Origin of the sequence: Pseudomonas fluorescens (genome assembly GCF_902498065.1) — a bacterium.
GTDB lineage: Bacteria > Pseudomonadota > Gammaproteobacteria > Pseudomonadales > Pseudomonadaceae > Aquipseudomonas > Aquipseudomonas fluorescens_BJ.
Genome location: NZ_CABVIR010000002.1, coordinates 656,130 through 679,926, shown reverse-complemented (window position 1 = coordinate 679,926; position 23,797 = coordinate 656,130). Strand labels below are relative to the sequence as shown.

The 23,797-nt window shown below is 61.0% G+C and carries 26 protein-coding genes and 1 riboswitch; of the genes, 6 read left to right on the top strand and 20 right to left on the bottom strand.

Annotation, left to right across the window (positions count from 1 at the left end):
- Nucleotides 1-202 precede the first annotated feature (202 nt).
- Nucleotides 203-685, top strand: a complete 483-nt coding sequence (locus tag F8N43_RS12490; RefSeq protein ID WP_008033583.1) for a hypothetical protein — start codon at nt 203-205, stop codon at nt 683-685.
- A gap of 145 nt (nt 686-830) precedes the next feature.
- Nucleotides 831-2,111 (top strand): OmpP1/FadL family transporter, encoded by a 1,281-nt coding sequence (locus F8N43_RS12485; protein ID WP_150630142.1) that lies wholly within the window; start codon nt 831-833, stop codon nt 2,109-2,111.
- 90 nt (nt 2,112-2,201) lie between these two features.
- Here the strand turns inward: F8N43_RS12485 and F8N43_RS12480 are convergent, their stop codons facing one another.
- From F8N43_RS12480 to cobO, 14 genes are all read right to left on the bottom strand, one after another.
- Nucleotides 2,202-2,753, bottom strand: a complete 552-nt coding sequence (locus F8N43_RS12480) for a glutathione peroxidase (RefSeq protein ID WP_150637788.1) — start codon at nt 2,751-2,753, stop codon at nt 2,202-2,204.
- Nucleotides 2,754-2,809: 56 nt separating this feature from the next.
- Nucleotides 2,810-2,932 (bottom strand): hypothetical protein, encoded by a 123-nt coding sequence (locus tag F8N43_RS29715; protein WP_263596738.1) that lies wholly within the window; start codon nt 2,930-2,932, stop codon nt 2,810-2,812.
- Nucleotides 2,929-4,137 carry an MFS transporter gene (locus F8N43_RS12475; RefSeq protein WP_017337277.1) on the bottom strand — a complete coding sequence of 403 codons (1,209 nt, stop codon included), beginning with the start codon at nt 4,135-4,137 and terminating at the stop codon, nt 2,929-2,931. The genes F8N43_RS29715 and F8N43_RS12475 overlap by 4 nt, the downstream gene beginning before the upstream one ends.
- A gap of 52 nt (nt 4,138-4,189) precedes the next feature.
- Nucleotides 4,190-4,594 carry a MarR family winged helix-turn-helix transcriptional regulator gene (locus F8N43_RS12470; RefSeq protein ID WP_150630145.1) on the bottom strand — a complete coding sequence of 135 codons (405 nt, stop codon included), beginning with the start codon at nt 4,592-4,594 and terminating at the stop codon, nt 4,190-4,192.
- Between the two features lie 152 nt (nt 4,595-4,746).
- Nucleotides 4,747-5,484: an adenosylcobinamide-GDP ribazoletransferase gene (locus tag F8N43_RS12465; RefSeq protein WP_150630146.1), complete on the bottom strand. Its 738-nt coding sequence runs from the start codon at nt 5,482-5,484 to the stop codon at nt 4,747-4,749.
- A gap of 2 nt (nt 5,485-5,486) precedes the next feature.
- Nucleotides 5,487-6,062, bottom strand: a complete 576-nt coding sequence (gene cobC / locus F8N43_RS12460; protein ID WP_150637786.1) for an alpha-ribazole phosphatase family protein — start codon at nt 6,060-6,062, stop codon at nt 5,487-5,489.
- The gene (gene cobT / locus F8N43_RS12455; RefSeq protein WP_150630148.1) at nt 6,059-7,114 is read right to left on the bottom strand and encodes a nicotinate-nucleotide--dimethylbenzimidazole phosphoribosyltransferase; all 1,056 of its coding nucleotides are present in this window, start codon (nt 7,112-7,114) and stop codon (nt 6,059-6,061) included. Before cobT ends, cobC begins: the two co-directional genes overlap by 4 nt.
- On the bottom strand, nt 7,111-7,632 hold the full coding sequence (gene cobU / locus F8N43_RS12450) for a bifunctional adenosylcobinamide kinase/adenosylcobinamide-phosphate guanylyltransferase (RefSeq protein ID WP_150630149.1): 522 nt from the start codon (nt 7,630-7,632) through the stop codon (nt 7,111-7,113). The genes cobT and cobU overlap by 4 nt, the downstream gene beginning before the upstream one ends.
- Before the next feature lie 148 nt (nt 7,633-7,780).
- On the bottom strand, nt 7,781-9,232 hold the full coding sequence (locus F8N43_RS12445) for a cobyric acid synthase (protein WP_150630150.1): 1,452 nt from the start codon (nt 9,230-9,232) through the stop codon (nt 7,781-7,783).
- Complete coding sequence (gene cobD / locus F8N43_RS12440) at nt 9,229-10,221, bottom strand: threonine-phosphate decarboxylase CobD (RefSeq protein WP_150653842.1); 993 nt, start codon at nt 10,219-10,221, stop codon at nt 9,229-9,231. Before cobD ends, F8N43_RS12445 begins: the two co-directional genes overlap by 4 nt.
- Nucleotides 10,214-11,122: an adenosylcobinamide-phosphate synthase CbiB gene (gene cbiB, locus F8N43_RS12435; protein WP_150630152.1), complete on the bottom strand. Its 909-nt coding sequence runs from the start codon at nt 11,120-11,122 to the stop codon at nt 10,214-10,216. Before cbiB ends, cobD begins: the two co-directional genes overlap by 8 nt.
- Entirely contained in the window at nt 11,119-11,769 is a 651-nt protein-coding gene (gene bluB, locus F8N43_RS12430; RefSeq protein ID WP_150630153.1) for a 5,6-dimethylbenzimidazole synthase, read from the bottom strand. The genes cbiB and bluB overlap by 4 nt, the downstream gene beginning before the upstream one ends.
- Nucleotides 11,766-13,166, bottom strand: coding sequence for a cobyrinate a,c-diamide synthase (locus F8N43_RS12425; RefSeq protein WP_150653841.1), 1,401 nt, complete (start codon nt 13,164-13,166; stop codon nt 11,766-11,768). Before F8N43_RS12425 ends, bluB begins: the two co-directional genes overlap by 4 nt.
- Nucleotides 13,163-13,774 (bottom strand): cob(I)yrinic acid a,c-diamide adenosyltransferase, encoded by a 612-nt coding sequence (gene cobO / locus F8N43_RS12420; RefSeq protein WP_150637784.1) that lies wholly within the window; start codon nt 13,772-13,774, stop codon nt 13,163-13,165. The genes F8N43_RS12425 and cobO overlap by 4 nt, the downstream gene beginning before the upstream one ends.
- Nucleotides 13,775-13,854: 80 nt before the next feature.
- Nucleotides 13,855-14,087: riboswitch (cobalamin riboswitch) on the bottom strand.
- A gap of 154 nt (nt 14,088-14,241) precedes the next feature.
- On the opposite strand from cobO, the gene F8N43_RS12415 reads away from it, so the two are divergent.
- Nucleotides 14,242-14,826 (top strand): hypothetical protein, encoded by a 585-nt coding sequence (locus tag F8N43_RS12415; RefSeq protein ID WP_150630156.1) that lies wholly within the window; start codon nt 14,242-14,244, stop codon nt 14,824-14,826.
- Nucleotides 14,827-14,894: 68 nt separating this feature from the next.
- On the top strand, nt 14,895-16,208 hold the full coding sequence (locus F8N43_RS12410) for a PQQ-dependent sugar dehydrogenase (protein WP_150630157.1): 1,314 nt from the start codon (nt 14,895-14,897) through the stop codon (nt 16,206-16,208).
- Between the two features lie 117 nt (nt 16,209-16,325).
- Here the strand turns inward: F8N43_RS12410 and F8N43_RS12405 are convergent, their stop codons facing one another.
- The 6 genes from F8N43_RS12405 to F8N43_RS12380 all read right to left on the bottom strand — a co-directional run bounded on the left by F8N43_RS12405 (nt 16,326) and on the right by F8N43_RS12380 (nt 21,698).
- On the bottom strand, nt 16,326-16,979 hold the full coding sequence (locus F8N43_RS12405) for an O-methyltransferase (RefSeq protein ID WP_150653840.1): 654 nt from the start codon (nt 16,977-16,979) through the stop codon (nt 16,326-16,328).
- Between the two features lie 15 nt (nt 16,980-16,994).
- Nucleotides 16,995-17,531, bottom strand: coding sequence for a C40 family peptidase (locus tag F8N43_RS12400; protein WP_150653839.1), 537 nt, complete (start codon nt 17,529-17,531; stop codon nt 16,995-16,997).
- A 221-nt stretch (nt 17,532-17,752) separates the two neighbouring features.
- Nucleotides 17,753-18,379, bottom strand: a complete 627-nt coding sequence (locus F8N43_RS12395; RefSeq protein WP_150637774.1) for a C40 family peptidase — start codon at nt 18,377-18,379, stop codon at nt 17,753-17,755.
- 213 nt (nt 18,380-18,592) lie between these two features.
- Complete coding sequence (gene hda / locus F8N43_RS12390) at nt 18,593-19,297, bottom strand: DnaA regulatory inactivator Hda (protein ID WP_008033543.1); 705 nt, start codon at nt 19,295-19,297, stop codon at nt 18,593-18,595.
- A 230-nt stretch (nt 19,298-19,527) separates the two neighbouring features.
- Nucleotides 19,528-20,601, bottom strand: coding sequence for an AI-2E family transporter (locus F8N43_RS12385; protein WP_150630161.1), 1,074 nt, complete (start codon nt 20,599-20,601; stop codon nt 19,528-19,530).
- Nucleotides 20,602-20,639: 38 nt separating this feature from the next.
- Complete coding sequence (locus tag F8N43_RS12380; protein ID WP_150637769.1) at nt 20,640-21,698, bottom strand: DUF2066 domain-containing protein; 1,059 nt, start codon at nt 21,696-21,698, stop codon at nt 20,640-20,642.
- Between the two features lie 384 nt (nt 21,699-22,082).
- On the opposite strand from F8N43_RS12380, the gene purM reads away from it, so the two are divergent.
- Both purM and purN read left to right on the top strand, forming a co-directional pair.
- Nucleotides 22,083-23,141: a phosphoribosylformylglycinamidine cyclo-ligase gene (purM, locus tag F8N43_RS12375; RefSeq protein WP_150637767.1), complete on the top strand. Its 1,059-nt coding sequence runs from the start codon at nt 22,083-22,085 to the stop codon at nt 23,139-23,141.
- Complete coding sequence (gene purN, locus F8N43_RS12370) at nt 23,141-23,791, top strand: phosphoribosylglycinamide formyltransferase (protein ID WP_150637764.1); 651 nt, start codon at nt 23,141-23,143, stop codon at nt 23,789-23,791. Before purM ends, purN begins: the two co-directional genes overlap by 1 nt.
- The last annotated feature ends 6 nt before the right edge of the window (nt 23,792-23,797 follow it).

The following is a 23,797-nucleotide window of genomic DNA, read 5'->3' as shown; positions in this document are numbered from 1 at the left end:
TCGCAGCCGTCGCCTAAGCACTAACCGATATAACGGTTATAACTGGCTGCCGGAAATATTTTAAAAACAGGCCTTTACAGCGCGAATATGACACTACACTTCAACTCAAGCGGCTTGAACCGCTTACGGCGAGCCTGATTCGATCCACCCGCTGCCAACGCTACTTTCAGGACTCGCCGACCACTTCATGTTCGAGGGTTTTATGGGTATCGCTGCCAGCGAACTGTGCCGTTATGTGATCCGTCCGACGCTGATCTACCTTGGACGCCATAGCGCGACTGCCGAATCCCTGCTGCTGGGCATCGCCGCCAGTCAGTCAGCCCTTGGCTCCGCCCTGCATGACCGTCGCGGGCACGGCTTGTACCGAATCGCCGAACCCCGCCACCAGGCACTCTGGGACCACTACCTGGCGCTTGACCCGGAGCGCGCAAGCCTGGTGCGTGGACTGGCCAGCCAGCATGCCTTCCTCAGTGGCCCGCACCTCGAATTGACCGTCAACCTGCGTTACGCCACCGCCATCGCCTGGCTGCTGGTCGAAGAACAGAACACCCCCCTCCCCGAAGCAGACGACTTGCTGGGAATGGCCCGAATCTGGCGCCAGACCTTCCAGCCTCAAGGACGCCTGAGAGACTTCACCTACGCCTGGCAAACCTGTGTATCACCGCTGAATCAAGTCGCCTGCTGAATTCCTCGCTCAAGAAGATCGCCCAACAGGTGGCGATTTGGTCGGATTGTCCTACAAAACCGCTCTAAATCAAGCAATACAGCCTATGGCGCTGGGACGAAAATGTTGGTAATTTCCGCCCCGGTGATCACCAGGAGTTCTAATAATGAAAAAAGTAATGCTCAAAACCACCCTTAGCCTCGCCGTTGCCTTGGCATCCACTCAAATCTTCGCCAGTGGTTTTGCCCTTAACGAACAAAGCATCAGTGGAATGGGCACAGGGTTTGCCGGGCGATCTTCCTCTGCCGATGACGCAAGCACAGTATTTGGCAACCCTGCCGGCATGGCTCGCCTCAAGCGCGAACAAGTGACCGGTGGCGTGGCATTTATCGACGCGCACACTGACATCAGCGATGCCAGCTCCCGCCCGAATGGTGGTACCAACAAAGGTGACATGGTCCCTTTCATGGGCGTTCCCATGGGCTACTACGTAAAGCCAATCGATGACCAGTGGGCAGTCGGTTTCGGCGTCTACGCTCCGTTCGGCCTGGTGACCGACTACGAGAACGGCTTCGCCGGCAAATACTTCGGCAGCAAGAGCGAAGTCAAAATCGTCACCCTGCAGCCAACCGTCAGCTACGCCTTCAACGACAAGGTATCGATCGGTTTCGGTCCGACCATCAACCGCATCGACGGCAAGCTGGAATCGAACCTGTCGCTGAACCCGCTGGCGCCGGACGGCCAGGTCAAGATCAAAGGTGACGACACCGCGATCGGCTACAACATCGGTATCATGGTTCAAGCCCTCGAAAGCACTCGCCTCGGCCTGACCTATCACTCGAAAGTGAAGTACAAGCTCGAAGGTGACACCAAGGTCAACTACGGCGTGCTCGCGGCACTGGGCCAGAACCCGAACCAGAAGTTCGACGCTTCGCTGGACATTACCACGCCTGAGTCCCTGGACTTCTCGGTCACTCATCAGCTGGACGACCAGTGGACCCTCTACGCAGGCAGCACCTGGACTCGCTGGAGCCGCCTGAAAGAAATCTCCGTCGAGAACGAAGGCGTTCCTGCCGCACTGGCCGCCCGTGGCCTTGGCACCATCACTGAAGAGCAGAACTGGCACGACACCTGGGCTCACGCCATCGGTGCCTCCTATCAGTTGAACAAGCAATGGGTGCTGCGTACCGGTCTGTCCTTCGACCAGGCTCCAACCAACAACGAAAACCGCTCCCCACGCATCCCGACGGGCGATCGCAAGATTTTCAGCCTGGGCGCTGGCTGGAGCCCGACCGACGACCTGACCATCGACGTAGCGTATTCGTACCTGCGCGAAGAGTCGGTCAAGGTCAACAACAGCAACGGTGCCCCTCGCAACCAGAGCTACAGCGCCAAGTATGAAAACTGGGCGAACGGTTTCGGCGTCGGTGCAACCTACCGCTTCTGAGGTGATTCACGGCGAACCTGACCCCCTCGCCGCCTGAATCAAAAAAGCCCCGCGCTCCTTACAGAGGCGGGGCTTTTTAGTCGGTGTCGATCAGGGTTGTGAAGCCAGGGCTTTTTCCACGGCGGCAATGAATTCAGGATCGTCCGGCGTGGTGAGGCTGGAGAAGTTGGCGATTACCTTGCCTTTGCGATCAATCACATACTTGTAGAAATTCCACTTCGGCGCGTCGCTTTGGGCGGCGAGGACCTCGAACAGATGAGTCGCATCATCCCCGCGAACCTTCTGCGGCTCGGTCATGGTGAAGGTCACGCCGTAATTCACGTAGCAAACCTTGGCGGTTTCCTCACCGTCCTTGGACTCCTGCTTGAAGTCATTGGAAGGCACACCGATCACCTCCAGCCCCTGCCCCTTGTAACGCTGATTCAGCGCTTCGAGGCTTTTGAACTGCGGGGCGAAACCGCAAAAGCTTGCGGTATTGACCACCACCAGCGGTTTACCGGCGAAGCGCTGGCACAGGTCGATCGTTTCCTTGGACCGCAGCTTGGGCAACGAGCCTTCCAAAAGCTCGGGACACTCGGCCGCGTGAACCAATCCGGTAAACGCCACCAGTAACGCGGGAACGGCAAGCCAACGCATAAACATGTCCATGCATCCTTGAAAAAGTCGTCTGCAACGAACTTACTCGCCCTCACATCGTGCTAGCAAGCGCCCATGCCCAACTGCATCAGCGCCAACCCACCCTGATGCCAACCCCACCATGCCAAGGCCAGCAGCAACACGCCGCCCGCTGCCACGGCGATTCTTGGCCAGAGGCTGTTCATGTCGCACTCATCCGGGTTTGCAGGCGCGCCACAGGTCGCTCTCGCACTGGCCAATTCAAGGCAGCCGCCAACAGGCTCAAGAGAATCGCTACTTGCCAGATCAAGTCATAGCTCCCGGTTCGGTCATACACCACCCCGCCCAACCAGCCCCCCAGGAACGATCCGAGCTGGTGGAACAGGAAAACGATCCCACCGAGCATGGACAGATTTCGCACGCCGAACAAGGTCGCCACAGTGCCGTTGGTCAACGGCACCGTCGACAGCCAAAGGAAACCCATGGCCATGCCAAACAGATACGCCGTGGTGGTCGTCACCGGCGCCCACAGAAACAGGACAATGACCACGGCCCGCAGTAAATACAGGCCGGTGAGCAAACGCGGCTTGGACATCCGCCCGCCGAGCCAGCCCGCCGTGTAAGTACCGAAGATGTTGAACAAGCCGATCAGCGCCAGCACCGTCGTGCCGACCGTGGCGGGTAAATGCTGATCCACCAGATACGCCGGCAAGTGCACGCCGATGAACACGACCTGGAAACCGCAGACGAAAAAGCCGAACGACAGCAACCAGAAGCCCGAATGGGAACAGGCTTCGCGCAAGGCTTCGGAGAGGGTCTGCTCATGACCGAAAACTGGCAACGGCTTGTCCTTGAGCATGCTCACCAGAGGCACGATCAGCGCGACCAGCAGGCCCAGCGCCAGCAATGCCGCCGACCAGCCGAGCCAACCGATCAAACCCAGCGTGCCCGGGACCATCGCGAACTGGCCAAAAGAACCGGCAGCGCTGGCGATGCCCATGCCCATGCTACGTTTCTCTGGGGGTACCACGCGGCCAACCACGCCCAGGATCACCGAAAAGGAAGTGCCCGACAGACCGATACCGATCAATAGGCCCGCGCTCAGCGACAGGGTGACTGCCGAATCGGACAAACCCATGAACAGCAGGCCCATCGCGTAGAGCACGCCGCCGATCAGCACCACTTTCGCCGCGCCGAAGCGGTCGGCCAGCGCGCCGGTGAAGGGCTGCGCCAGCCCCCAGATCAGGTTCTGCAGGGCGATGGCAAAGGCAAACGTCTCACGCCCCCAGCCGAACTCGGCACTCATCGGCGCCAGAAACAGCCCAAAACCGTGTCGCACGCCCAGTGACAACGCAAGGATCAGCGCACTCCCCACTAAAACCCAACCGCAAGTACGCCACATCGATGTCATTCTTATTCTCCGGTAGCGGGTATATACCCGCTTAAGATCGGAAAAACTGGCGTCAGGCCAGTTCGTCCAGCAGCTTCAGCAAAGTTTCGCGTTTTTCGGCGCCCAGACGATCAACCAGTCGCTGCTGCGCCGCCTCCCAGGCCGGCAAGGCTGCTGCCAGGCGTTGAGCGCCAGACTCGGTCAACCTGACGATGCGATTACGCATGTCTTCGCCCTCGACCAGCATGACCAGGCCTTCGCCCTCCAGCACCCGCAGATTGCGCCCGAGGGTGCTGCGGTCCAGGCCCATGGCTTCCGCCAGGGCGGAAATACTCGGCTCATTCAAACGCTGCAGATTGCACAGCAAAGAATACTGGGCAACGTTGATTCCGAAGCCGTCGAGAGCGCCGTCGTAATGCCTGCTGACGCCACGGGCGGCGCGACGCAGGTTGATGCATAAACATTGGGAGTCGAGCATGGTGCGTGTATATACCCGCGAGTAGGTTAAATCAAGTTACAGATTCGTCGCTTAGCGATTGAGAGTGTCGGGTAGATCGCTATCGCGAGCAAGCTCGCACCACCGTAGGAGCGAGCTTGCTCGCGATGAGGCCAGAAAATTCAGCACATTAATCATCTGATGACCAACACCAGTCCCACCAACACCCCGACCTCCAGCAATTCCAGCAACGCCCCCGCCGTATCACCGGTCGTGCCGCCCAGTCGTCGCAACATGACTTGCCGCAACCAGACAAACATCAGCGCTGCCAACACCAACGCCAAAACACCGCCGAGGCCTGCAATCAGCACACACGCCAATGCACTGACCGCCAGCACCCGCTTGCCGGCCAAACGCGGCAGATGATCGGCCAGCGCCTGCCCCAAACCGCCGGCGCGCACATACGGCGTGGTCAGGAACAACCCCAACAACGCGGAACGGCCAATCAACGGAACGATGATCAGGAAAACGCTGTGTTGCTGCTCAATCAATGCCAGCAACGCCGCGAACTTCAGCAGTAATACCAATACCAGCGTGACCACCGCTATCGGACCACTGCGCGGGTCCTTCATGATCGTCAACGTACGCTCGCGATCGCCATAACCACCCAGCCAGGCATCGGCGCTATCGGCCAGGCCATCGAGGTGCAACGCACCGCTGAGCAATACCCAAACCGTTAACAACAACGCCGCATGCAGCAACAACGGCGTGCCCAGCAACAGCCAGTTCAACACCCACAAGATCCCGCCGAACAGTAGCCCGACCAGCGGATAGAACAGCAGCGAGCGCCCCAATTCCTGAGGCGCCGGCATGCCCGGCAGACGAATCGGCAGGCTGCTCAAAAATTGCAGGGCGATCCAGAAGGGCAACATGATCAGATCGATTCCTTGAGGATGACGCCGGGTTCGACGCTCAACGAAAACAGCGAACCATGGCCGACTTCAACGTTGAGCAACTGCTCGCGCGGCAATCCCCTTGCCTGCGCCAGCAACAAACGCATGACGCCGCCATGGCTGATCAGCAACACACGTTCGCCCGCGCAGGCCGCCTGCAAACGCCCGATTGCGGCCAGCACTCGCGTCGAAAAATCCGCGACGTGCTCACCCTGCGGCGGCGTAAACGAATAGGGATCGGCCCAGAACAAACCCAACGCCTCAGCGTCCGTTTCCATCAACGCCGCCGCGCTATGCCCTTCCCAGGCACCGAAGTGCAGTTCTTGCAGATCTTTATCCAGTTGCACCGGCAAACCCAGTTGCGCGCCCAGTTCTTCGGCGAACCGCGCACAGCGTTGCAATGGCGAACTGACCAGCCGATCCCACGGCCCCTGCGCGACCACCGCTGCGCGCATCTGCGCCCAACCTGTGGCGGTCAGTGCATCGTCGAGGCTGCCGCGCAAACCGCCGCCCAGTTCGGTTTCGCCGTGGCGTAACAGGTCCAGGCGCAAGGTCATGCCGGACGGTCCGCCACGGCGGCTTCGGCGAAGGTCGCCATTTGCCCGTGAAGGTCACACGCCAGGCGCAGCAACGGCACGGCCAACGCAGCACCGCTACCCTCGCCCAAGCGCAGGCCGAGGTCCAGCAAGGGTTCGGCGTGCAGGGCCTCCAACACATGGCGATGACCGGGCTCGGCACCACGATGCCCGAACAACAGCCATTCGCGGCAGTGCGGATTCAAGCGCACCGCCACCACGGCGGCGACGCTGCAAATGAACCCGTCCACCAGCACCGCGACACCTTCCTGGGCACACGCCAGATACGCGCCCACCAGCGCGGCGATTTCAAAACCGCCGAGGTTGAACAGGGTTTGCAGCGCATCGCCGCGCTGAGCGCTGTGCAAGGCCAAAGCGCGCTCGATGACCTGAGCTTTATGGCTGACACCCGCCGCGTTCAGGCCAGTGCCCGGCCCGGTCAGGTGCACCACCGGACAATCCAGCAAGGCACAGGCCAATGCACTGGCCGCCGTGGTGTTGCCAATGCCCATCTCGCCGCCGATGAACAACTGCGCGCCCGCCGCCATGGCGCGCTGCACGCTGTCGCGACCAGCCTGCAAGGCGCGTTCGCCCTGGGCTTGAGTCATGGCTGGGCCGTTAACAAAATTCGCGGTGCCGGCGCCGATGTTCAAGTGGCGCACGCCCGGCAGACTCAACGACGGCGTGATCGTGCCGAGGTCAACCACTTCGAGGGACGCGCCGAGCTGACGCGCCAACACACTGATCGCTGCGCCACCATTGACGAAGTTGTGCAGCATCTGCCCGGTGACTTCCTGGGGAAACGCCGACACACCTTCGGCGACCACGCCATGGTCTCCGGCAAAAATCGCGATCCACAGTTGATCCATGCTTGGCTTGACCCGCCCCTGCAATCCCGCCAACTGCACCGCCACCGACTCCAGCCGTCCGAGGGAGCCGGCCGGCTTGGTCAATTGCTGTTGCCGGGCTTCAGCCTGTTCGACGGCGTGGGCATCGATCGGCTTACACGGGTTCAGCCACCAGGATTGAGTCATAACGCGGTTCCTTTCAGAGTCAGGGGCAGGCCGGCGACGGTCAGGACGACTCGCTGACAGCGCTCGGCCAAAGCTTGATGCAGCCAACCGGCTTCATCGACGTAGCGGCGAGTCAATTCGCCCAGCGGCACGACACCCATTCCGGTCTCGTTGCTGACAAAAATGATTTCACCCGGCAATTGCGCCAGGCAGTCCAGCAGCGCTTCGCGTTCGGCCGTCAGACGCTCGGCGTTGTCGAGCATCAGCAGATTGGTCATCCACAACGTCAGGCAATCCACCAGCAGGCAACGCTCGGCGCTGGCGGTTTCTCGCAGCACGCGGGCCAGCTCAACGGGCTCTTCGATCAGCGCCCATTCGACCGGACGACGGGCGCGGTGGTGGGCAACCCGCTCGTTCATTTCACCGTCCAGCGGTTGGCTGGTGGCGATGTAGGTCACCGCTAGCTCGCTGTCTGCTGCCAGTTTTTCGGCCAGGCGACTTTTGCCGGAGCGGGCGCCGCCGAGGATCAGTTGCAGCATGGTTCATTCCTTTCAATCTTCGGTGACTGTGCCGGCCTCATCGCGAGCAAGCTCGCTCCCACAGGTCCCGTGGGTGAATCAAACATATGTGGACAACTTCATTCCCTGTGGGAGCGAGCCTGCTCGCGATGAGGCCGGAACAGCGGCGTCAAATCCCGCAGAGCTCACGCAACAGCCCGGTATCCAGATGCTTCTCCACCAAATCCGCCAGACGTTCGATATCACGCTCGCGCAACCCGTGGTAATCCACATCCTGCACCTCCTGCAAACCCGCCCAACGCAACAGCGCACTGCACGCCGCCGGCGATTCAAACAGGCCATGCAGATAAGTGCCGAAAATCTGCCCGTCGCCACTTTGCGCGCCGTCGCAACGACCATCGTCCAACTGCACGGCGGCATTTTCCAACGCAGGTCCGGTGGTCACGCCGGCGTGAATTTCATAGCCGCTGACCGGTGCATCTTCCAGCGCCAGACGCCCGCGTACATTGCGCAACTGCTTCTCTTCTTCCAGTTGCGTCTGGAACGCCAGCAACCCCAAACCGGCGCTGGAACCTGGTGCACCTTCGAGGCCCAGCGGGTCGTGCACCTGTTCGCCGAGCATCTGCAGGCCGCCGCAAATACCCAGGACTTTTCCGCCGTAGCGCAGATGGCGGGCGATGGCGGTGTCCCAACCGTTGGCGCGCAAATACGCGAGGTCGCTGCGCACGCTTTTCGATCCGGGAAGGATGATCAGATCGGCGGGCGGAATCGCCTGGCCAGGGCCGATGAATTGCAGGTCGACTTGCGGGTGCAGGCGCAGCGGATCGAAGTCCGTGTGATTGCTGATGCGCGGCAACACCGGCACCACCACTTTCAACACTTGATCGGCCTTGTCGGTCTGGCGCTGATCGATGCCGTCCTCGGCCTCCAGGTGCAGGTCCATTACGTACGGCAGAACGCCAATCACCGGTTTGCCGGTGCGGGCTTCCAGCCAGTCGAGACCCGGTTGCAGCAGCGCAATGTCGCCGCGAAATCGGTTGATGATGAAGCCTTTGACCCGCGCCTGTTCGGAGGGAGAAAGCAATTCCAGCGTACCCACCAGATGCGCGAAAACGCCGCCGCGATTGATGTCGGCGATCAGCACCACCGGGCAATCCACTGCCTCGGCGAAACCCATGTTGGCGATGTCGCCGGCCCGCAGGTTTATCTCGGCCGGCGAACCTGCGCCTTCGACCATGACCACCGGATACGCCGCGCTCAGCCGCGTATGGGAGGCGAGCACGGCTTGCATGGCGATGGCTTTGTAGTCGTGATAAGCGACCGCGTTCATCGTCGTGACGGCGCGCCCATGGATGATCACCTGGGCGCCGGTGTCGCTGTTGGGTTTGAGCAGCACCGGGTTCATGTCGGTGTGCGGTTCGAGGTGGGCGGCCTGAGCCTGCACCGCTTGCGCACGGCCGATCTCGCCACCGTCGGCGGTCACGGCACTGTTGAGCGCCATGTTCTGCGGTTTGAACGGCACCACGCGCACGCCCTGCCGCGTGACCCAGCGACACAACGCTGTCACCAGCGTGCTTTTACCGGCGTCGGAGGTGGTGCCCTGCACCATCAGCGTAGTCATCGGCTTTCCTTGGCGTAATCGACGAACGCTTGATCGAGCCGGGCCCAGTCAGACTCTTCGCCCGGCAGACCGAAACGCAGGCTGCTGTTGTGGGTGAACAACCGCAGCAGAATGCCGCGCCGGGCCATGAATTCATGCAACTCTTCGGCGCGCTCGGTGGTTAGCCATTGAAACAGGGCACAACCACCCTGAGGTTTGAAACCGTATTTTTCCAGCAGCAGCGCCAGACGTTCGCTGGCCTCTTCTGTACGCAGGCGTTGCCTGGCGTGACCTTCGGCATCCTGCAAACACGCTTGGCCCAACACGCGGGTCGGTCCGCTGACGGCCCAGGGTCCGACTTGTTCGGCGAGCAACTTGAGCAACTTGCGCTCCGCCAGCACGAACCCCAAACGCACTCCCGCCAGACCAAAAAACTTGCCGAAAGAACGCAGTACGATCAAACCGACCAGATGGGCACACGGCGCCAGGCTCAGCTGCGGCGTGTTGTCCATGAACGCTTCGTCGACCACCAGCCAGCCACCGCGCTGCGCCAGCCTGGAATGCCAGTCGAGCAGACGGCTCGGGGTCAGGCACAGGCCCGTGGGATTGTTCGGGTTGACCACCACCAGCACATCGAGGCTGTCGAGGAAGAAGTCGACTTCTTGCTCCAGCACTTCACGCACGATGTAGCCACTGCGGCGCCAGGCTTCGGCGTGCTCGGCGTAACACGGCGACAGCACGCCGACCTTGCCGACCCGACGCAAACGCGGCAGCAACTGGATCGCCATTTGCGAACCGGCCACCGGCAACACCTGCGCGGCACCGTAGTAATCGCAGGCGGCTTGTTCCAGTCCGTCATCGGTTTCCGGCAATCGCGCCCAGGCGCGCAATGGAATGTCCGGGACCGGAAACGGCCAGGGCGCGAGGCCGCTGGACAGGTCAAGCCAATCGGCTTCGGCGATGCCGTATTCGAGCGCTGCCTTGCGCAAACGTCCACCGTGTTCAAGCATAGAATTCAGCTCCCACGCAAAGAATCAGCAGCCATAACCATACCCCGCGCTGGACCAATTGCCAGCCGCGGTCGATGGAGTCCGCGTCCGCCGGCACCCCTTCACCCAGCTGCGGACGCTGATGCAATTCACCGTGGTAAATCGCCGCCCCGCCCAGCTCGACGCCCAACGCGCCGGCACCTGCGGCCATCACTGGCCCGGCGTTCGGGCTGTCCCAGGTCGGGCCTTGGGTGCGCCAGCATTTCAGGGCGAGTCGGGTTTTACCCAGCAGCGCGTAGGTCAATGCCACCAGCCGCGCAGGAATGTAGTTGAGCACGTCGTCGATCTTCGCCGCCGCCCAGCCAAACCGTTCGAAGCGTTCGTTGCGATAGCCCCACATCGCATCCAGCGTATTGCTCAATCGGTAGAGCACCACGCCCGGCGCGCCGGCCACGGCAAACCAGAACAGCGCGGCAAATACTGCGTCGCTGCCGTTCTCCAGGACGGATTCGGTGGCGGCGCGGGCCACTTCGGTCTTATCCAGTTCGCTGGTCTGGCGACTGACCAGATAGCCAACACGTTTGCGCGCCTCGTCCAGATCATCACTGCGCAGCGCCTTGGCGACCGGCTCGACATGCTCACCGAGACTGCGCAGGCCGAGGGCGCAATAGAGCGCGAGAATCTCGACGACCCAGCCGACATAAGGCGCCCAGGAGAAAGCGGTGGCGAGCAAGGTCAGCGGTAACACCGCGATCACCCATGCCGTGACGCCGTGACTACGCCAGCCGCGCCCGCCACCATTGAAACGTTGCTCGATGCGGTCGGCAAAACGGCCGAACGCCACCAGCGGATGCCAGCGTTTGGGCTCACCCAGCAGCGCATCCAGCGCAACCGCGGCGACACTCAACAACGCCACACTCATTGACTCACTCCCCAATAATTTTCGTACAACAATTCACTGAGCGGACGCGCTTGCGCCCAGCCTTCGAGTACCAGCATCGGCGCCGGATAGAATTCCTTGACCGGGCCAAGGCAAAGAACTGCCAACGGCTTGGCCCCGGCGGGCAAACCCAGCAGGTCGGCCAGGGCTTGTGGCTCGAACAAAGAGACCCAGCCCATGCCGAGCCCTTCGGCACGGGACGCCAGCCACAGGTTCTGGATCGCGCAGGACAATGAGGCCATGTCCATTTCAGGCAAGGTGCGACGGCCAAAGATGTGCCGCTCGCGATCGTCCATCAACGCCGCGACCAGCACCTCGGCGCAATCGTTGATGCCTTCGACTTTCAGCTTCATGAATTCGTCGGTGCGCTCGCCAAGGGCTTCGGCGGTGCGCATGCGTTCTTCCTCCACCAGCAACTGGATCTTGCCGCGCAGGACCCGATCGCTGATACGGATGAACCGCCAGGGCTGCATCAGGCCGACACTCGGCGCCTGATGTGCGGCTTCGAGCAGGCGTCGGAGCAGTTCAGGTTCGACGGTGCCTCCGCTGAAGTGGCGCATGTCGCGGCGTTCGGCTATCGCGCGATAAACCGCTTCCCTTTCGGCCTGACTGAATGCGTTGTCGGTCATGGCCTCATCGCTGGCACGCCAGCTCCCACAGGGACTTGCGTTTCTTCAGGTAATACACGGTCAACCGTGGGAGCTGGCTCGCCAGCGATGGCGGCTTCACGGTCAGGCGCAAACAACGCGGCAATCGCAGTCGGATTCGACGGAAAATAAAAATGCACATAAGAAGCGGTCATCCGCCCCTCACGATAAACCGCCTCCGCACCACGCCCGCCGTTAGGACTCAGGCCGCGAGCAAGCGGCTCCAGCTCGGTACTGGTCAACGAATGATGATAGGTATGCCCACGGAGCGAGCCTTCCGGCAACTCGACCGCTTGCAACGCCAGCGCCGCCAGGCGTTTCTGCATCACCGCATCACCGGCCAGCAACCCCACCAGTTCTGCGCGCGAGCCTTCGACATCGGTCAGCGAATCGAGCAAATACAACATGCCGCCGCACTCGGCCAGCAACGGTTTGCCCGCCGCGTGGTGAGCGCGAATGGCGTTGAGCATTTGGGTGTTCCGGGACAGCGCCACATGGTGCAATTCGGGGTAGCCACCCGGCAGATAGAGGCTGTCAGCCTCCGGCAATTGCGTGTCGCGGATCGGCGAGAAAAATGACAATTCGGCGCCCATGGCTCGCAGCAAATCCAGGCTCGCGCCATAAGTGAACGCAAACGCTTCATCACGGGCCACGGCAATGCGAACGCCGGCCAGCAACGGCTCGGCAGCGATCACTTCTGGAGCAGCGAATTCCACAGGCGGCGGTAGTGCAACGTCACAACTGTTGGCCAGTGATTCAGCCGCTGCATCGAGGCGCACGTCGAGGTCGTTCAGCTCGCTGGCCTGAACCAGGCCGAGGTGCCGACTCGGCAGTTCAATCCCGGTTTCCCGGGACAACGCGCCGTACCAACGCAAACCTTCAGTCAGGCTGCCTTCAAGCAATTGCGCATGGCGCAAGGTGCCGACGCGGTTGGCCAGCACCCCGGCGAACGGCAAGTCCGGCTGATACTTCGCCAACCCCAACGCCAGCGCGCCAAAGGTCTGCGCCATCGCCGTGCCATCGATCACCCCGAGCACCGGCACACCGAAGTGCCGCGCCAGGTCAGCGCTGGACGGCGTGCCGTCGAACAGCCCCATGACGCCTTCGATCAGAATCAGATCCGCTTCACCGGCGGCTTCCCACAACAGTCGACGACTTTCCTGCTCGCCGACCATCCACATGTCCAATTGATACACCGGCGCACCGCTGGCGCGCTCGAGAATCATCGGATCGAGAAAGTCCGGGCCGCATTTGAACACACGCACCTTGCGCCCCTGATTGCGATGCAAACGGGCCAGCGCGGCGGTGACGGTGGTCTTGCCCTGACCGGAGGCCGGCGCGGCAATCAAGACCGCCGGGCAATGACGTGGTTGATTCACAGCTCGACGCCTTTTTGCGCTTTGATCCCGGCCTGGAACGCATGCTTGATCACGCCCATTTCAGTGACGGTGTCGGCCAGCTCGATCATTTCCGGCTTGGCGCCGCGACCGGTGACCACCACGTGCTGCATCGGCGGACGCGCCTGCAAGTCGCTGAGCACCCGATCGAGGTCGAGGTACCCGTGCTTGAGGGCGATGTTCAGTTCATCCAGCACCACCAGGCCGATCGACGGATCACGCAGCAGTTCGCGGGACACTTCCCATGCAGCTTCGGCGGCGGCGATGTCACGCTGGCGGTCCTGGGTTTCCCAGGTAAAACCCTCGCCCATCACATGAAACCGCACCTGCTCCGGGAAGCGCCGGAAGAACAACTCTTCGCCCGTACTGTTGCGACCCTTGATGAACTGCACCACGCCGCATTGCATGCCGTGGCCCATAGAGCGCGCGAGCATGCCGAAGGCCGAGCTGCTTTTGCCTTTGCCGTTGCCGGTCAACACCAGCAGCAGGCCGCATTCATTCGGGGAGTTGGCGATGCGCTCGTCAATCACGGCTTTTTTGCGCAGCATGCGCGCCAGATGGCGTTCGTCACGATCAGGGGTATCAGTCATGGGGGAGCTCTCCGTTGAGGCTGGATAACGGCGGGCAGGCACAAGAATAGACGGCAAGAAGCCTGGCATCGCCCACCGTGATGCCGCTGGATGGATCAGGCCGGTCTCCGGGCTCATGAGCGGCGCTTCGCCTGACTGCGCGCCTTCCCATGTCAATCGACACAGTGGCTCAAGGCGCAGTCTTCTCTCATTTACCGTTGCGGGGGCAGCGCCGGGATCGTGGTTGTTCATGTGTTGAACGCACGCACTCACCGGCTTCCCTGTTTCACTCTGTCGACCAACGCCACAGAGCACCTGAAACAAGCCGCGAAGGTTAGAGGGTTGGGGGTGGAGCGTCAATTAAAGCCGGGACGCCGCTGGGCGAATAACTGCCACTGATCAATAAAATGACGCCAATCTTGTGCCACGCTCTCAGCAGTGATATCAAAGCGCCACAACCTGACAACACAATAACAAGGGTGAGCCACATGCAAGGCATGATCATCAGCAATCCGAAGCTGGAATTCCTGCGCCCGGTGCTGGAGCGCTGGTTTGACTGTATAGACCGCTACAACGCGGTTCGCGGCGATAACGACACGCCTTACTGGTACGACGAAAAAGCCAACCTCGGCTTGCTCTCGGCCGCGGCGTGGATGGCGGAAATGGTCACGCTGCAGCACACACCGACCCGCAAACAGAACGAGGAAGGTGAACGCAACGCTCGCGCCGACCTGTTCATTGCCACCAGCGAAGAACGCGCCTACCTTCAGGCCACGCAGCGTTGGCCACGGGTCAACAGCCTGAACCTGACACAGGCCCTGGTCGATATCACCAGCGACGCCAAGCGCATCAGCTACGCCAGCGACCTGAAACTCGGCTGCCTGTTCGTCGCACCGCAAAAGTCCCAACACGGCGCCACCCCGGAAGAACTCCAGGACATGGTCGACGACCTGCAAAAGGAACACACCTGCGCCGTCGCCTGGTATTTCCCCTACGCCTACCGCAAGTTGCGCAACGAAGCGGGCAACTATCATCCCGGCATCGCCGTGCTGTTCAAGGAAGCCCGCGGCTGACCGGTTGAACCATCGCGGGTTTGCGCTTCTCTATTGATCAGGCCACTGCATTTATAGGGAAGATCAGTATGCGCAAGCCCCAGTTCGTTCTCGTCATCGCCCTCGCCGGAGGGCTCGCCGCCTGTGGTGAAACCTCCAGCCTGCAAGTCTCCGACGGCACCGGCCCGTCACCCAAACTGCCAGAACCGAACAAAACCCTGATCCCTACGGTGAACATCGCCCCGGCGATCGGTTGGCCGGACGGCGTGAAACCTGTGGCGGCAGCGGGAACGCAAGTGGCGGCCTTTGCTGAAAACCTCGATCACCCGCGCTGGCTGTACGTGCTGCCGAACGGCGACGTGCTGGTCGCCGAAACCAATGCGCCGCCCAAACCCGACGATGGCAAAGGCGTCAAAGGCTGGGTCATGAAGAAAGTCATGGGCCGCGCCGGTGCCGGCGTCCCGAGTCCGAACCGCATCACTTTGCTGCGCGACAAGGACCACGATGGCATCGCCGAAACCCGCACGGTATTTCTGGAAAACCTCAATTCGCCCTTCGGCATGACGCTGGTTGGAAATGACCTGTATGTCGCCGACACCGACCGCTTGCTGCGTTTCCACTATGAAGTCGGCGACACGGCCATCAAGTCGCAGCCGATCAAAGTGGTCGATCTACCCGGCGGGACGCTGAATCACCACTGGACGAAAAACGTCATCGCCAGCAAGGACGGCAGCAAGCTGTACGTCACGGTGGGCTCCAACAGCAACGTCGCCGAAAACGGCATGGATCAGGAAGTAGGTCGCGCGGCAATCTGGGAAGTGGATCGCGCCACCGGCAACCACCGGATCTTCGCCTCGGGGATTCGCAATCCAAATGGTTTGGCCTGGGAGCCGCAAAGCGGCGCCCTGTGGACAGCCGTCAACGAGCGGGATGAAATCGGCAGCGACCTGGTGCCGGACTACATCACTTCAGTGAAGGACGGCGGGTTCTATGGCTGGCCATACAGCTATTACGGCCAACACGTCGACATTCGCGTCGAGCCGCAAAACCCGGACCTGGTCGCCAAGGCCATAGCGCCGGACTACGCGGTCGGCCCGCACACCGCATCACTGGGCCTGACGTTTGCGGAAGGCAACACGCTGCCAGCGCAATTCAAGGAAGGCGCGTTCATTGGCCAGCACGGTTCGTGGAACCGCAAGCCGCACAGTGGTTACAAAGTGATTTTCGTGCCGTTCAGTGCCGGCAAACCGACCGGGCAACCGGTTGATGTGCTGACCGGGTTCCTCAATAAAGATGAAGATGCCATGGGCCGGCCGGTGGGCGTGGTGATTGATCAACAGGGTGATTTGCTGGTGGCGGATGATGTGGGGAACAAGGTGTGGCGGGTTTCTGCGGCGAAGTAACTGCCACACTCAAGACCTGTGGGAGTTAGCTTGCTAGCGATAGGGTCAGCACATCCAACATTGATGTTGCCTGGTGCACCGCTATCGCTAGCAGGCTAGCTCCCACAGGGGCTGCGTTTAGCGCTTGCGACAGAGCGTGAGCCCATCGCCCAGCGGCAACAGCGACAAATCCACACGCGAGTCATCCTTCAAGGCGAGATTCAGTGCCTGAATGGCTTGGGTGTCTTCACTCTCAGGATTGCGCTCCAACACCCGCCCGCTCCACAGGGTGTTATCGAACACCGCCAGGCCACCAACGCGCAGCAGACGCAGCGCGTGCTCCAGGTAGGCCGGATAGTTGGCCTTGTCGGCATCAATGAACATCAAATCGAATTGTCCGGGCTGATCCAACTGAGCCAGGGTTTCCAGCGCGGGCGCCAGGCGCAAGTCAATTCGTTCGGCGACGCCTGCTTCCTGCCAGTAGCGGTGCGCCGTGGCGTTGTAGTCACCGGGGATATCACAGCAAATCAGCGAACCGCCATCCGGCAAAGCCGCCGCCATGCACAACGCGCTGTAACCGGTGAAGGTGCCGACTTCCAGCAAGCGCTCGGCGCCAGTGAGTTTCACCAACAAGGCGAGGAACTGCCCCTGCTCCGGCGCCACCTGCCAGCGCGCCATTGGCAGCGCCTGGGTTTCATCGCGCAAACGCTTGAGCAGCGGCGTTTCCCTCAGGGAAACGTCGAGCAGGTATTGATACAGGGAGTCGTCGAGATTGAGTGTGCGTGCGGTCATGACGACCTCTGCGAACTAGGGATTGCGCGCCAAATGTTCGGGTTGCAGAACACGCTTGGCGCTCAGGTAGGCTTTCTGCCAATACGCCTTGGACAAGCTGTCGAGCTTCACCGTGCCGCCCGTGGCTGGCGCATGAACGAAGCGGCCTTCGCCAACGTAGATCCCGGCGTGGCTGACCTGAGAGCCGCCATTGGTGGCGAAGAAAATCAGGTCACCGGTTTGCAAGCCTTCCTTGCCGACATTGGCCGCTTGCATGCCGATCATCTCGCGGGTGGTGCGCGGCAGGGAAATGCCCGCCACGTCACGGTAGACATAACCGATCAAGCCACTGCAATCGAACCCGGAATCCGGCGTATTGCCGCCCCAGCGATAAGGCGTGCCCACGAGCCCCAACGCGCGAAAGAGCACGTCTTCCGCTTCGGGAGAAAAAGCCTGGGAAGAACTGAAAACAAGCGGTGCGCGAACCACCGGCGCAGGTGGCGGTGTACGGCTGGCGCAGGCGCTGAGCAGCGCTGCGAAGAACATGAGTGCGAGGCGGGCCGACATCGTCATAAACAGAACATCCTGATCTGGCTGCGGCTTTTTCCTGCCGACAGGGCAGAAAAGAAAACCGCCTGCGCAGGACGCAGGCGGTTTGCCATCAATAATAGATCAGGATTCTAGCGGGTACGCAGCAAACTTCAAGTAAGACTTTAAGTTCGCCTTACAAACTGTCCGCCTTCTCTGTTGCAGAGAAGTCGTTGTCGCCACTGATGTGGCGACAGGCCAGTCAATTACTTGCGAGCCGTGACCACGGTCGGGGCCATCGCGAGTGCGCGCTTGGCTTCGATGAAGGTCTTGCTCCAGTAGCTGTCACCCAGGCTATCGACCCGGACACCACCGCTTTTGCGGCTGCTGGAGTGGATGAACTGATTGTCACCGAGGTAGATCCCGGCGTGACTGACACGACCGCGACGACCATTGGTGGCGAAGAACAGCAGATCACCCGGCTTGAGCGCGCTACGAGAAACCAGTGGCGCGTCAACATTGATCATTTCGCGAGTGGAGCGCGGCAGGTTCATGCCGGCCTCTTCACGAAACAGGTAACCGATGAAACCGCTGCAATCGAACCCAGCCTCGGAGGTACCGCCGAAACGGTAACGAGTACCGATCAGGGACATGCCACGCTCGAGAATGCTGTCGGCCAGAACCGGAAGCTGGTACGACTTGCCATCGGCGAAGTCAGCCAGTTCTTTATCGGTGGCCAGCTCTTCCGGGAAAAGAACGGAAGAAGATTGCGCAGTAACTGAATTTCTAACCTGCTGTTGTTGCTCTTGCTGGGACACTGGAGAGTGAGCAGCGCAACCGAACAACAGGGTGACGAGTGCGAGAGGCACGAGGGGTGCGAAGCGATTTAGCATGGGCACGACCGTGGCTGATAGTTGTAAAGAAGCCGAGACTATGCCCGCTATCATCCTCATTTGCAAATTCAATCGAACTTTATGTGACTTTCCGGTTTCGCGTTTCCATCTAAGCGCTTAAGCCCCATTTAGACGCTTGCGCAGCCTACCTCATGTAGGAAAGCGGATTTTGTGGCGCCTGAAATATGCCGGAACCCGTGAAAAACCTGGGCTTTACCAGCCCAGCGTTTCTTTCAGGAACGGAATGGTCAGCTTGCGTTGAGCTTGAAGGGAGGCCTGATCGAGACGCTCAAGCAACTCGAACAGCGCGCTCATGCTGCGAGTACCGCGAGTCAAAATAAAATGCCCGACTTCGTCGGTCAGGTGCAGGCCGCGACGGGATGCACGCAGTTGCAAGGCACGCAATTTGTCTTCGTCGGACAGCGGTCGCATCTGGAAGATCAGCGCCAGGGTCAGACGCGACTTCAGGTCCGCCAGCTTCACCGGCAATTCACGCGGCGAGGTCGACGCCGCAATCAGCAAACGCCGACCGCTGTCACGCAGGCGGTTGAACAGATGGAACAACGCCTCTTCCCAATCCGCGCGCCCGGCAACCGCTTGCAAGTCGTCGAGGCAGACCAGTTCGTATTGTTCGAGGTTATCGAGAATTTCGATGCCGCGGTCCAGCAGCTCGGCCAACGGCAGGTACACCGCCGGCTCCCCCAACTGCTCAAAGCGCAGACAGGCAGCCTGCAGCAGATGCGTACGCCCTACCCCGTCCTTGCCCCAGAGATAAATCAGGCTTTCGGTCCAGCCGGCGTCGGCTTCGCAAAGCCGCTCGACATAGCCGAGTGCAGCGGCATTGGCGCCTGGGTAGTAATTGATAAAGGTAGCGTCATCACGCAGACGCACACCTAGGGGCAGCTGAATCGGTTTCATGCTGACTGAACAGTTCCAAAGGAACCGTTAGTGGCCTCTGTGTAAAGTTTGCGAAGTTTATACCCGTGACGCTGACCGCACAATGCGACAGACCATAAGCAAAATCAAAGGTTTGCGTTATCGCACCGGTTTTATGAGCGTTTCTTTGGCGGCGCATGTGACAGCCGCTCAAGGGATACGGGCCAGCCTGGCACTGAACCAGGCGGCCCGCAACGTGCCATCAGCGATCCTTACCGCCCGGGTTCGTCAACGCCACCGTACATATCAGAATCTTTATACAAATCATGCACATGGCGCACCAGCACCATGATCACCGCCGCCACCGGGAGCGCCAGCAGCACGCCGGTAAAACCGAACAGCTCACCCCCGGCCAGAATCGCAAAGATCACCGCCACCGGATGCAGACCGATCCGGTCGCCCACCAGCAATGGCGTCAGCACCATGCCTTCCAGCGCCTGGCCGACCATGAACACCGCGACGATCCCAACCATCGGGTACAAGTCGCCGCCGAACTGGAACAGACCGGCAATCAAGGCCGCGCCAATCCCGATCACAAACCCCATGTACGGCACGATCGCCGCCAGGCCGGCAATTATCCCGATCAGCAGTCCTAGCTCCAGCCCGACCAGCATTAGCCCCGCCGCGTAGATCACGCCCAGCGCCACCATCACCAGCAACTGTCCACGCACAAACGCGCCGAGCACTTCATGGCACTCGCCCGCCAGCGTCACGACGCGCTCTTCACGATCGCGGGGCAACAGACTGCGGATCTTGGCCATCATCACGTCCCAGTCCCGCAGCAGGTAAAAACTCACCACCGGGATCAGCACCAGATTGGCCAGCCAACCGATCAACGCAAGGCCAGAAGCGGTCGCCTGACTCAGCACCACGCCGACAATGTCGGTGGTCTGGCCCATGTGCTCACTGATCGCTGCTTTGAGTTTGTCGAATTTCCAGAAGCCATCCGACAACCCGAACTTCGATTGCGCCCACGGCAATGCCGTGTGCTGCAACCAGTCGAGCATCTGTGGCGCCAGCTCATACAAGCGAAACAACTGCTTGGCGAGCATCGGCACCAGCACCAGCAACAAGGTGGTGAAGATCAAGGTGAACAGCGCGAACACCGCCACCACGCCCCAGGTCCGGGACAGACCGGCCTTTTCCAGCCGATCCACTAGCGGGTCGAACAGATACGCCAATAACAGCGCCACCAGGAACGGCGTGAGAATCGGATGCAACAGCCAGATAAACGCGCAGAGCAGAACCACCCCACCCAACCAGAACCAACGCCGCGTATCGGCCATGTACCACTCCATATGCATCTATATAAAGAAAGAAAACCTTACCAACGGAAACGCAACTGCGGCACCGGTGCAGGTGTTGGCGCGACAGCAGGCGCCGAACCCTCCGCCACCGGCTGAACAGCCACCGTTGGTGCCGGCGCCTCACCCGCCGGAACTTCCTGCAACTTCGCCAGCGACAACTGCGAGCGCAACTGCTCGGCGCTGCCGTTGACCCGGTAAAGAATCCGGTCACCGTCAACACTTTGCAGGCGCGCGCCAAACGGCTCCAGCAAACGTCCGAGCGCGGCATAGCGCTCCAGATTCATGCCCTGCACTTCCAGCAATTGCTCGCCCGAAGCACCCGCCTTGACCACAAACCGTGGCGCCAGACGCTGACTGACCGCCAACAACACCGCATCAGCCACTGCGGCCTGATCCGCGCCCTGCACGCTGCCCGCCTCCTTCTGATCGCCCAGCCACAAACGCCATTTGGCCTGCCACTGGCCGCCCTCTTCCCGGGCATGCACCGCCAGCAGGGCATCGGCGTTGTAACGTTCCGATGCGCCGCGCAATGGCGTCGCATCGGCGCCTTCAAGATTCGGCGCGGTGGCGACCAATTGTTCACTCAAGTCCGCCAATGGCAGACGCAGCGGCAGACCCCGGTGTTGCGCCGCGCGGCGCAACGGCGCTGCACTGGCCTGACCATCACCGACCAGACTCGAACCGTCGGTTGAGTCGTTCAGCCACCACGTCAGAATCGATGGCCGGTTCGCGCCCCACAACGACAGCCCGGCACGGCGCAACGCCTGTTCGGTGCTGGCCGGGTCGAAATCCACCTTCAGCACTTCCGGTGGGCCAGCATCGAAGCCGTACTGACTGATGATCTGCTGCGGGTCCTTGCGAATGGCCGCCAACCCCGGACTTTGCACAGCCTTGGGATCGCCGGTCAGGCGCAACACCAGCGTATCGAGCGCACGCTGGGTGGCTTGATCACGCTCTTCCGGCGCCTGACTAGTGACAGGCTCACGCACCTGATAAAGACCTTTTACAGTGTCGGCATGACTTGCCAGACTGACCAGAGACAAACAACCCACAAACAATGATCTGAAAAAACGCATGGAAGATTCCTGACGACAAGAGCGGCTGGAACTGACCGCATGAAGACAATCGAGCAAGGCTGTGACCATCGCCCGACGTAAAACATTCACGCGTCCCGGTTAAGTTTTTCGCACTGCCATAACGATAGACGGTTAATCGCGATACCTTATACAGCCAAGCGGGAGGCGACCAACACGGGCAATTGCGGTTTTTTTGTATCGATATGCCCCTGCTGTCGGCCTGAGGATGGCCGCTGCCCCTCAAGCCTGATAAAATCGCGCGCCTTCGCAGACCGGCAACAGCCGGGCACCCTGAAATTCGCGCAAGGCACATGCCCTTCGTTTGTTTCGGCGGTCCCACTGGACTCGGTCGTTACCCCTGAATCCCCCCTAAAGGCCTGGATCATGAGCAAGCAACCCTCCCTGAGCTACAAGGACGCCGGTGTAGACATCGACGCCGGTGAAGCATTGGTCGAACGCATCAAGAGCGTCGCCAAGCGCACTGCGCGCCCGGAAGTCATGGGCGGCCTGGGCGGTTTCGGCGCCCTCTGCGAAATCCCGGCCGGCTACAAGCAGCCTGTACTGGTTTCCGGCACTGACGGCGTCGGCACCAAGCTGCGTCTGGCGCTGAACCTGAACAAGCACGACAGCATCGGCATCGACCTGGTGGCCATGTGCGTGAACGACCTGGTGGTCTGCGGCGCCGAGCCACTGTTCTTCCTCGACTACTACGCCACCGGCAAACTCAACGTCGAAACCGCGACCCAGGTCGTGACCGGTATCGGCGCAGGCTGCGAACTGTCCGGCTGCTCCCTGGTGGGCGGCGAAACCGCTGAAATGCCTGGCATGTACGAAGGCGAAGACTACGACCTGGCCGGTTTCTGCGTCGGCGTCGTGGAAAAAACCGAAATCATCGACGGTTCGAAAGTCGCTGCCGGCGATGCCCTGCTCGCCCTGCCGTCTTCCGGCCCGCACTCCAACGGCTACTCGCTGATCCGCAAGATCATCGAAGTGTCCGGTGCCGACATCGAAAACATCCAGCTCGACGGCAAGCCGCTGACCGACCTGCTGATGGCCCCGACCCGCATCTACGTGAAGCCGCTGCTCAAGCTGATCAAGGACACCGGCGCGGTCAAAGCCATGGCCCACATCACCGGTGGCGGCCTGTTGGACAACATCCCGCGCGTGCTGCCAAAAGGCGCTCAAGCGGTGGTTGACGTTGCGAGCTGGACTCGCCCTGCCGTGTTCGACTGGCTGCAAGAGAAAGGCAACGTCGACGAAAACGAAATGCACCGCGTGCTGAACTGCGGCGTGGGCATGGTGATCTGCGTGGCTCAAGAGCACGTTGAAACCGCGCTGAACGTGCTGCGTGAAGCCGGCGAGCAGCCTTGGGTCATCGGCCAGATCGCCACCGCTGCCGAAGGCGCGGCTCAGGTTGAACTGAAGAACCTCAAGGCTCATTGATGTCCCAGACCTGTGATGTGGTGGTGCTGTTGTCCGGCACCGGCAGTAACTTGCAGGCCTTGATCGACAGCACGCGGACCGGCGACAGCCCGGTCCGCATCGCCGCGGTGATTTCCAACCGCGCCGACGCCTACGGCCTGCAACGCGCCAGGGAGGCGGGTATCGACACCCGCTCCCTGGATCACAAGGCGTTCGAAGGCCGCGAAGCCTTCGATGCCGCGCTGATCGAACTGATCGACGCCTTCAATCCCAAACTCGTGGTACTGGCCGGTTTCATGCGCATTCTCAGCGCTGACTTCGTGCGCCACTACGCGGGTCGCCTGCTGAACATCCACCCCTCGCTGCTACCCAAATACAAAGGGTTACACACTCATCAGCGCGCGCTGGAGGCCGGCGACACTGAACACGGCTGTTCCGTGCACTTTGTCACCGAGGAACTCGATGGCGGACCACTGGTCGTACAGGCAGTAATACCGGTAGAGTTGCACGATTCGCCGCAGAGTCTGGCGCAGCGAGTTCACACCCAGGAACACCTGATCTACCCGATGGCCGTACGCTGGTTTGCAGAAGGTCGTTTATCACTCGGTGAACAAGGTGCTTTACTGGATGGCAAGTTACTCGCGGCCAGAGGCCACTTGATTCGAACCTAGGAGATT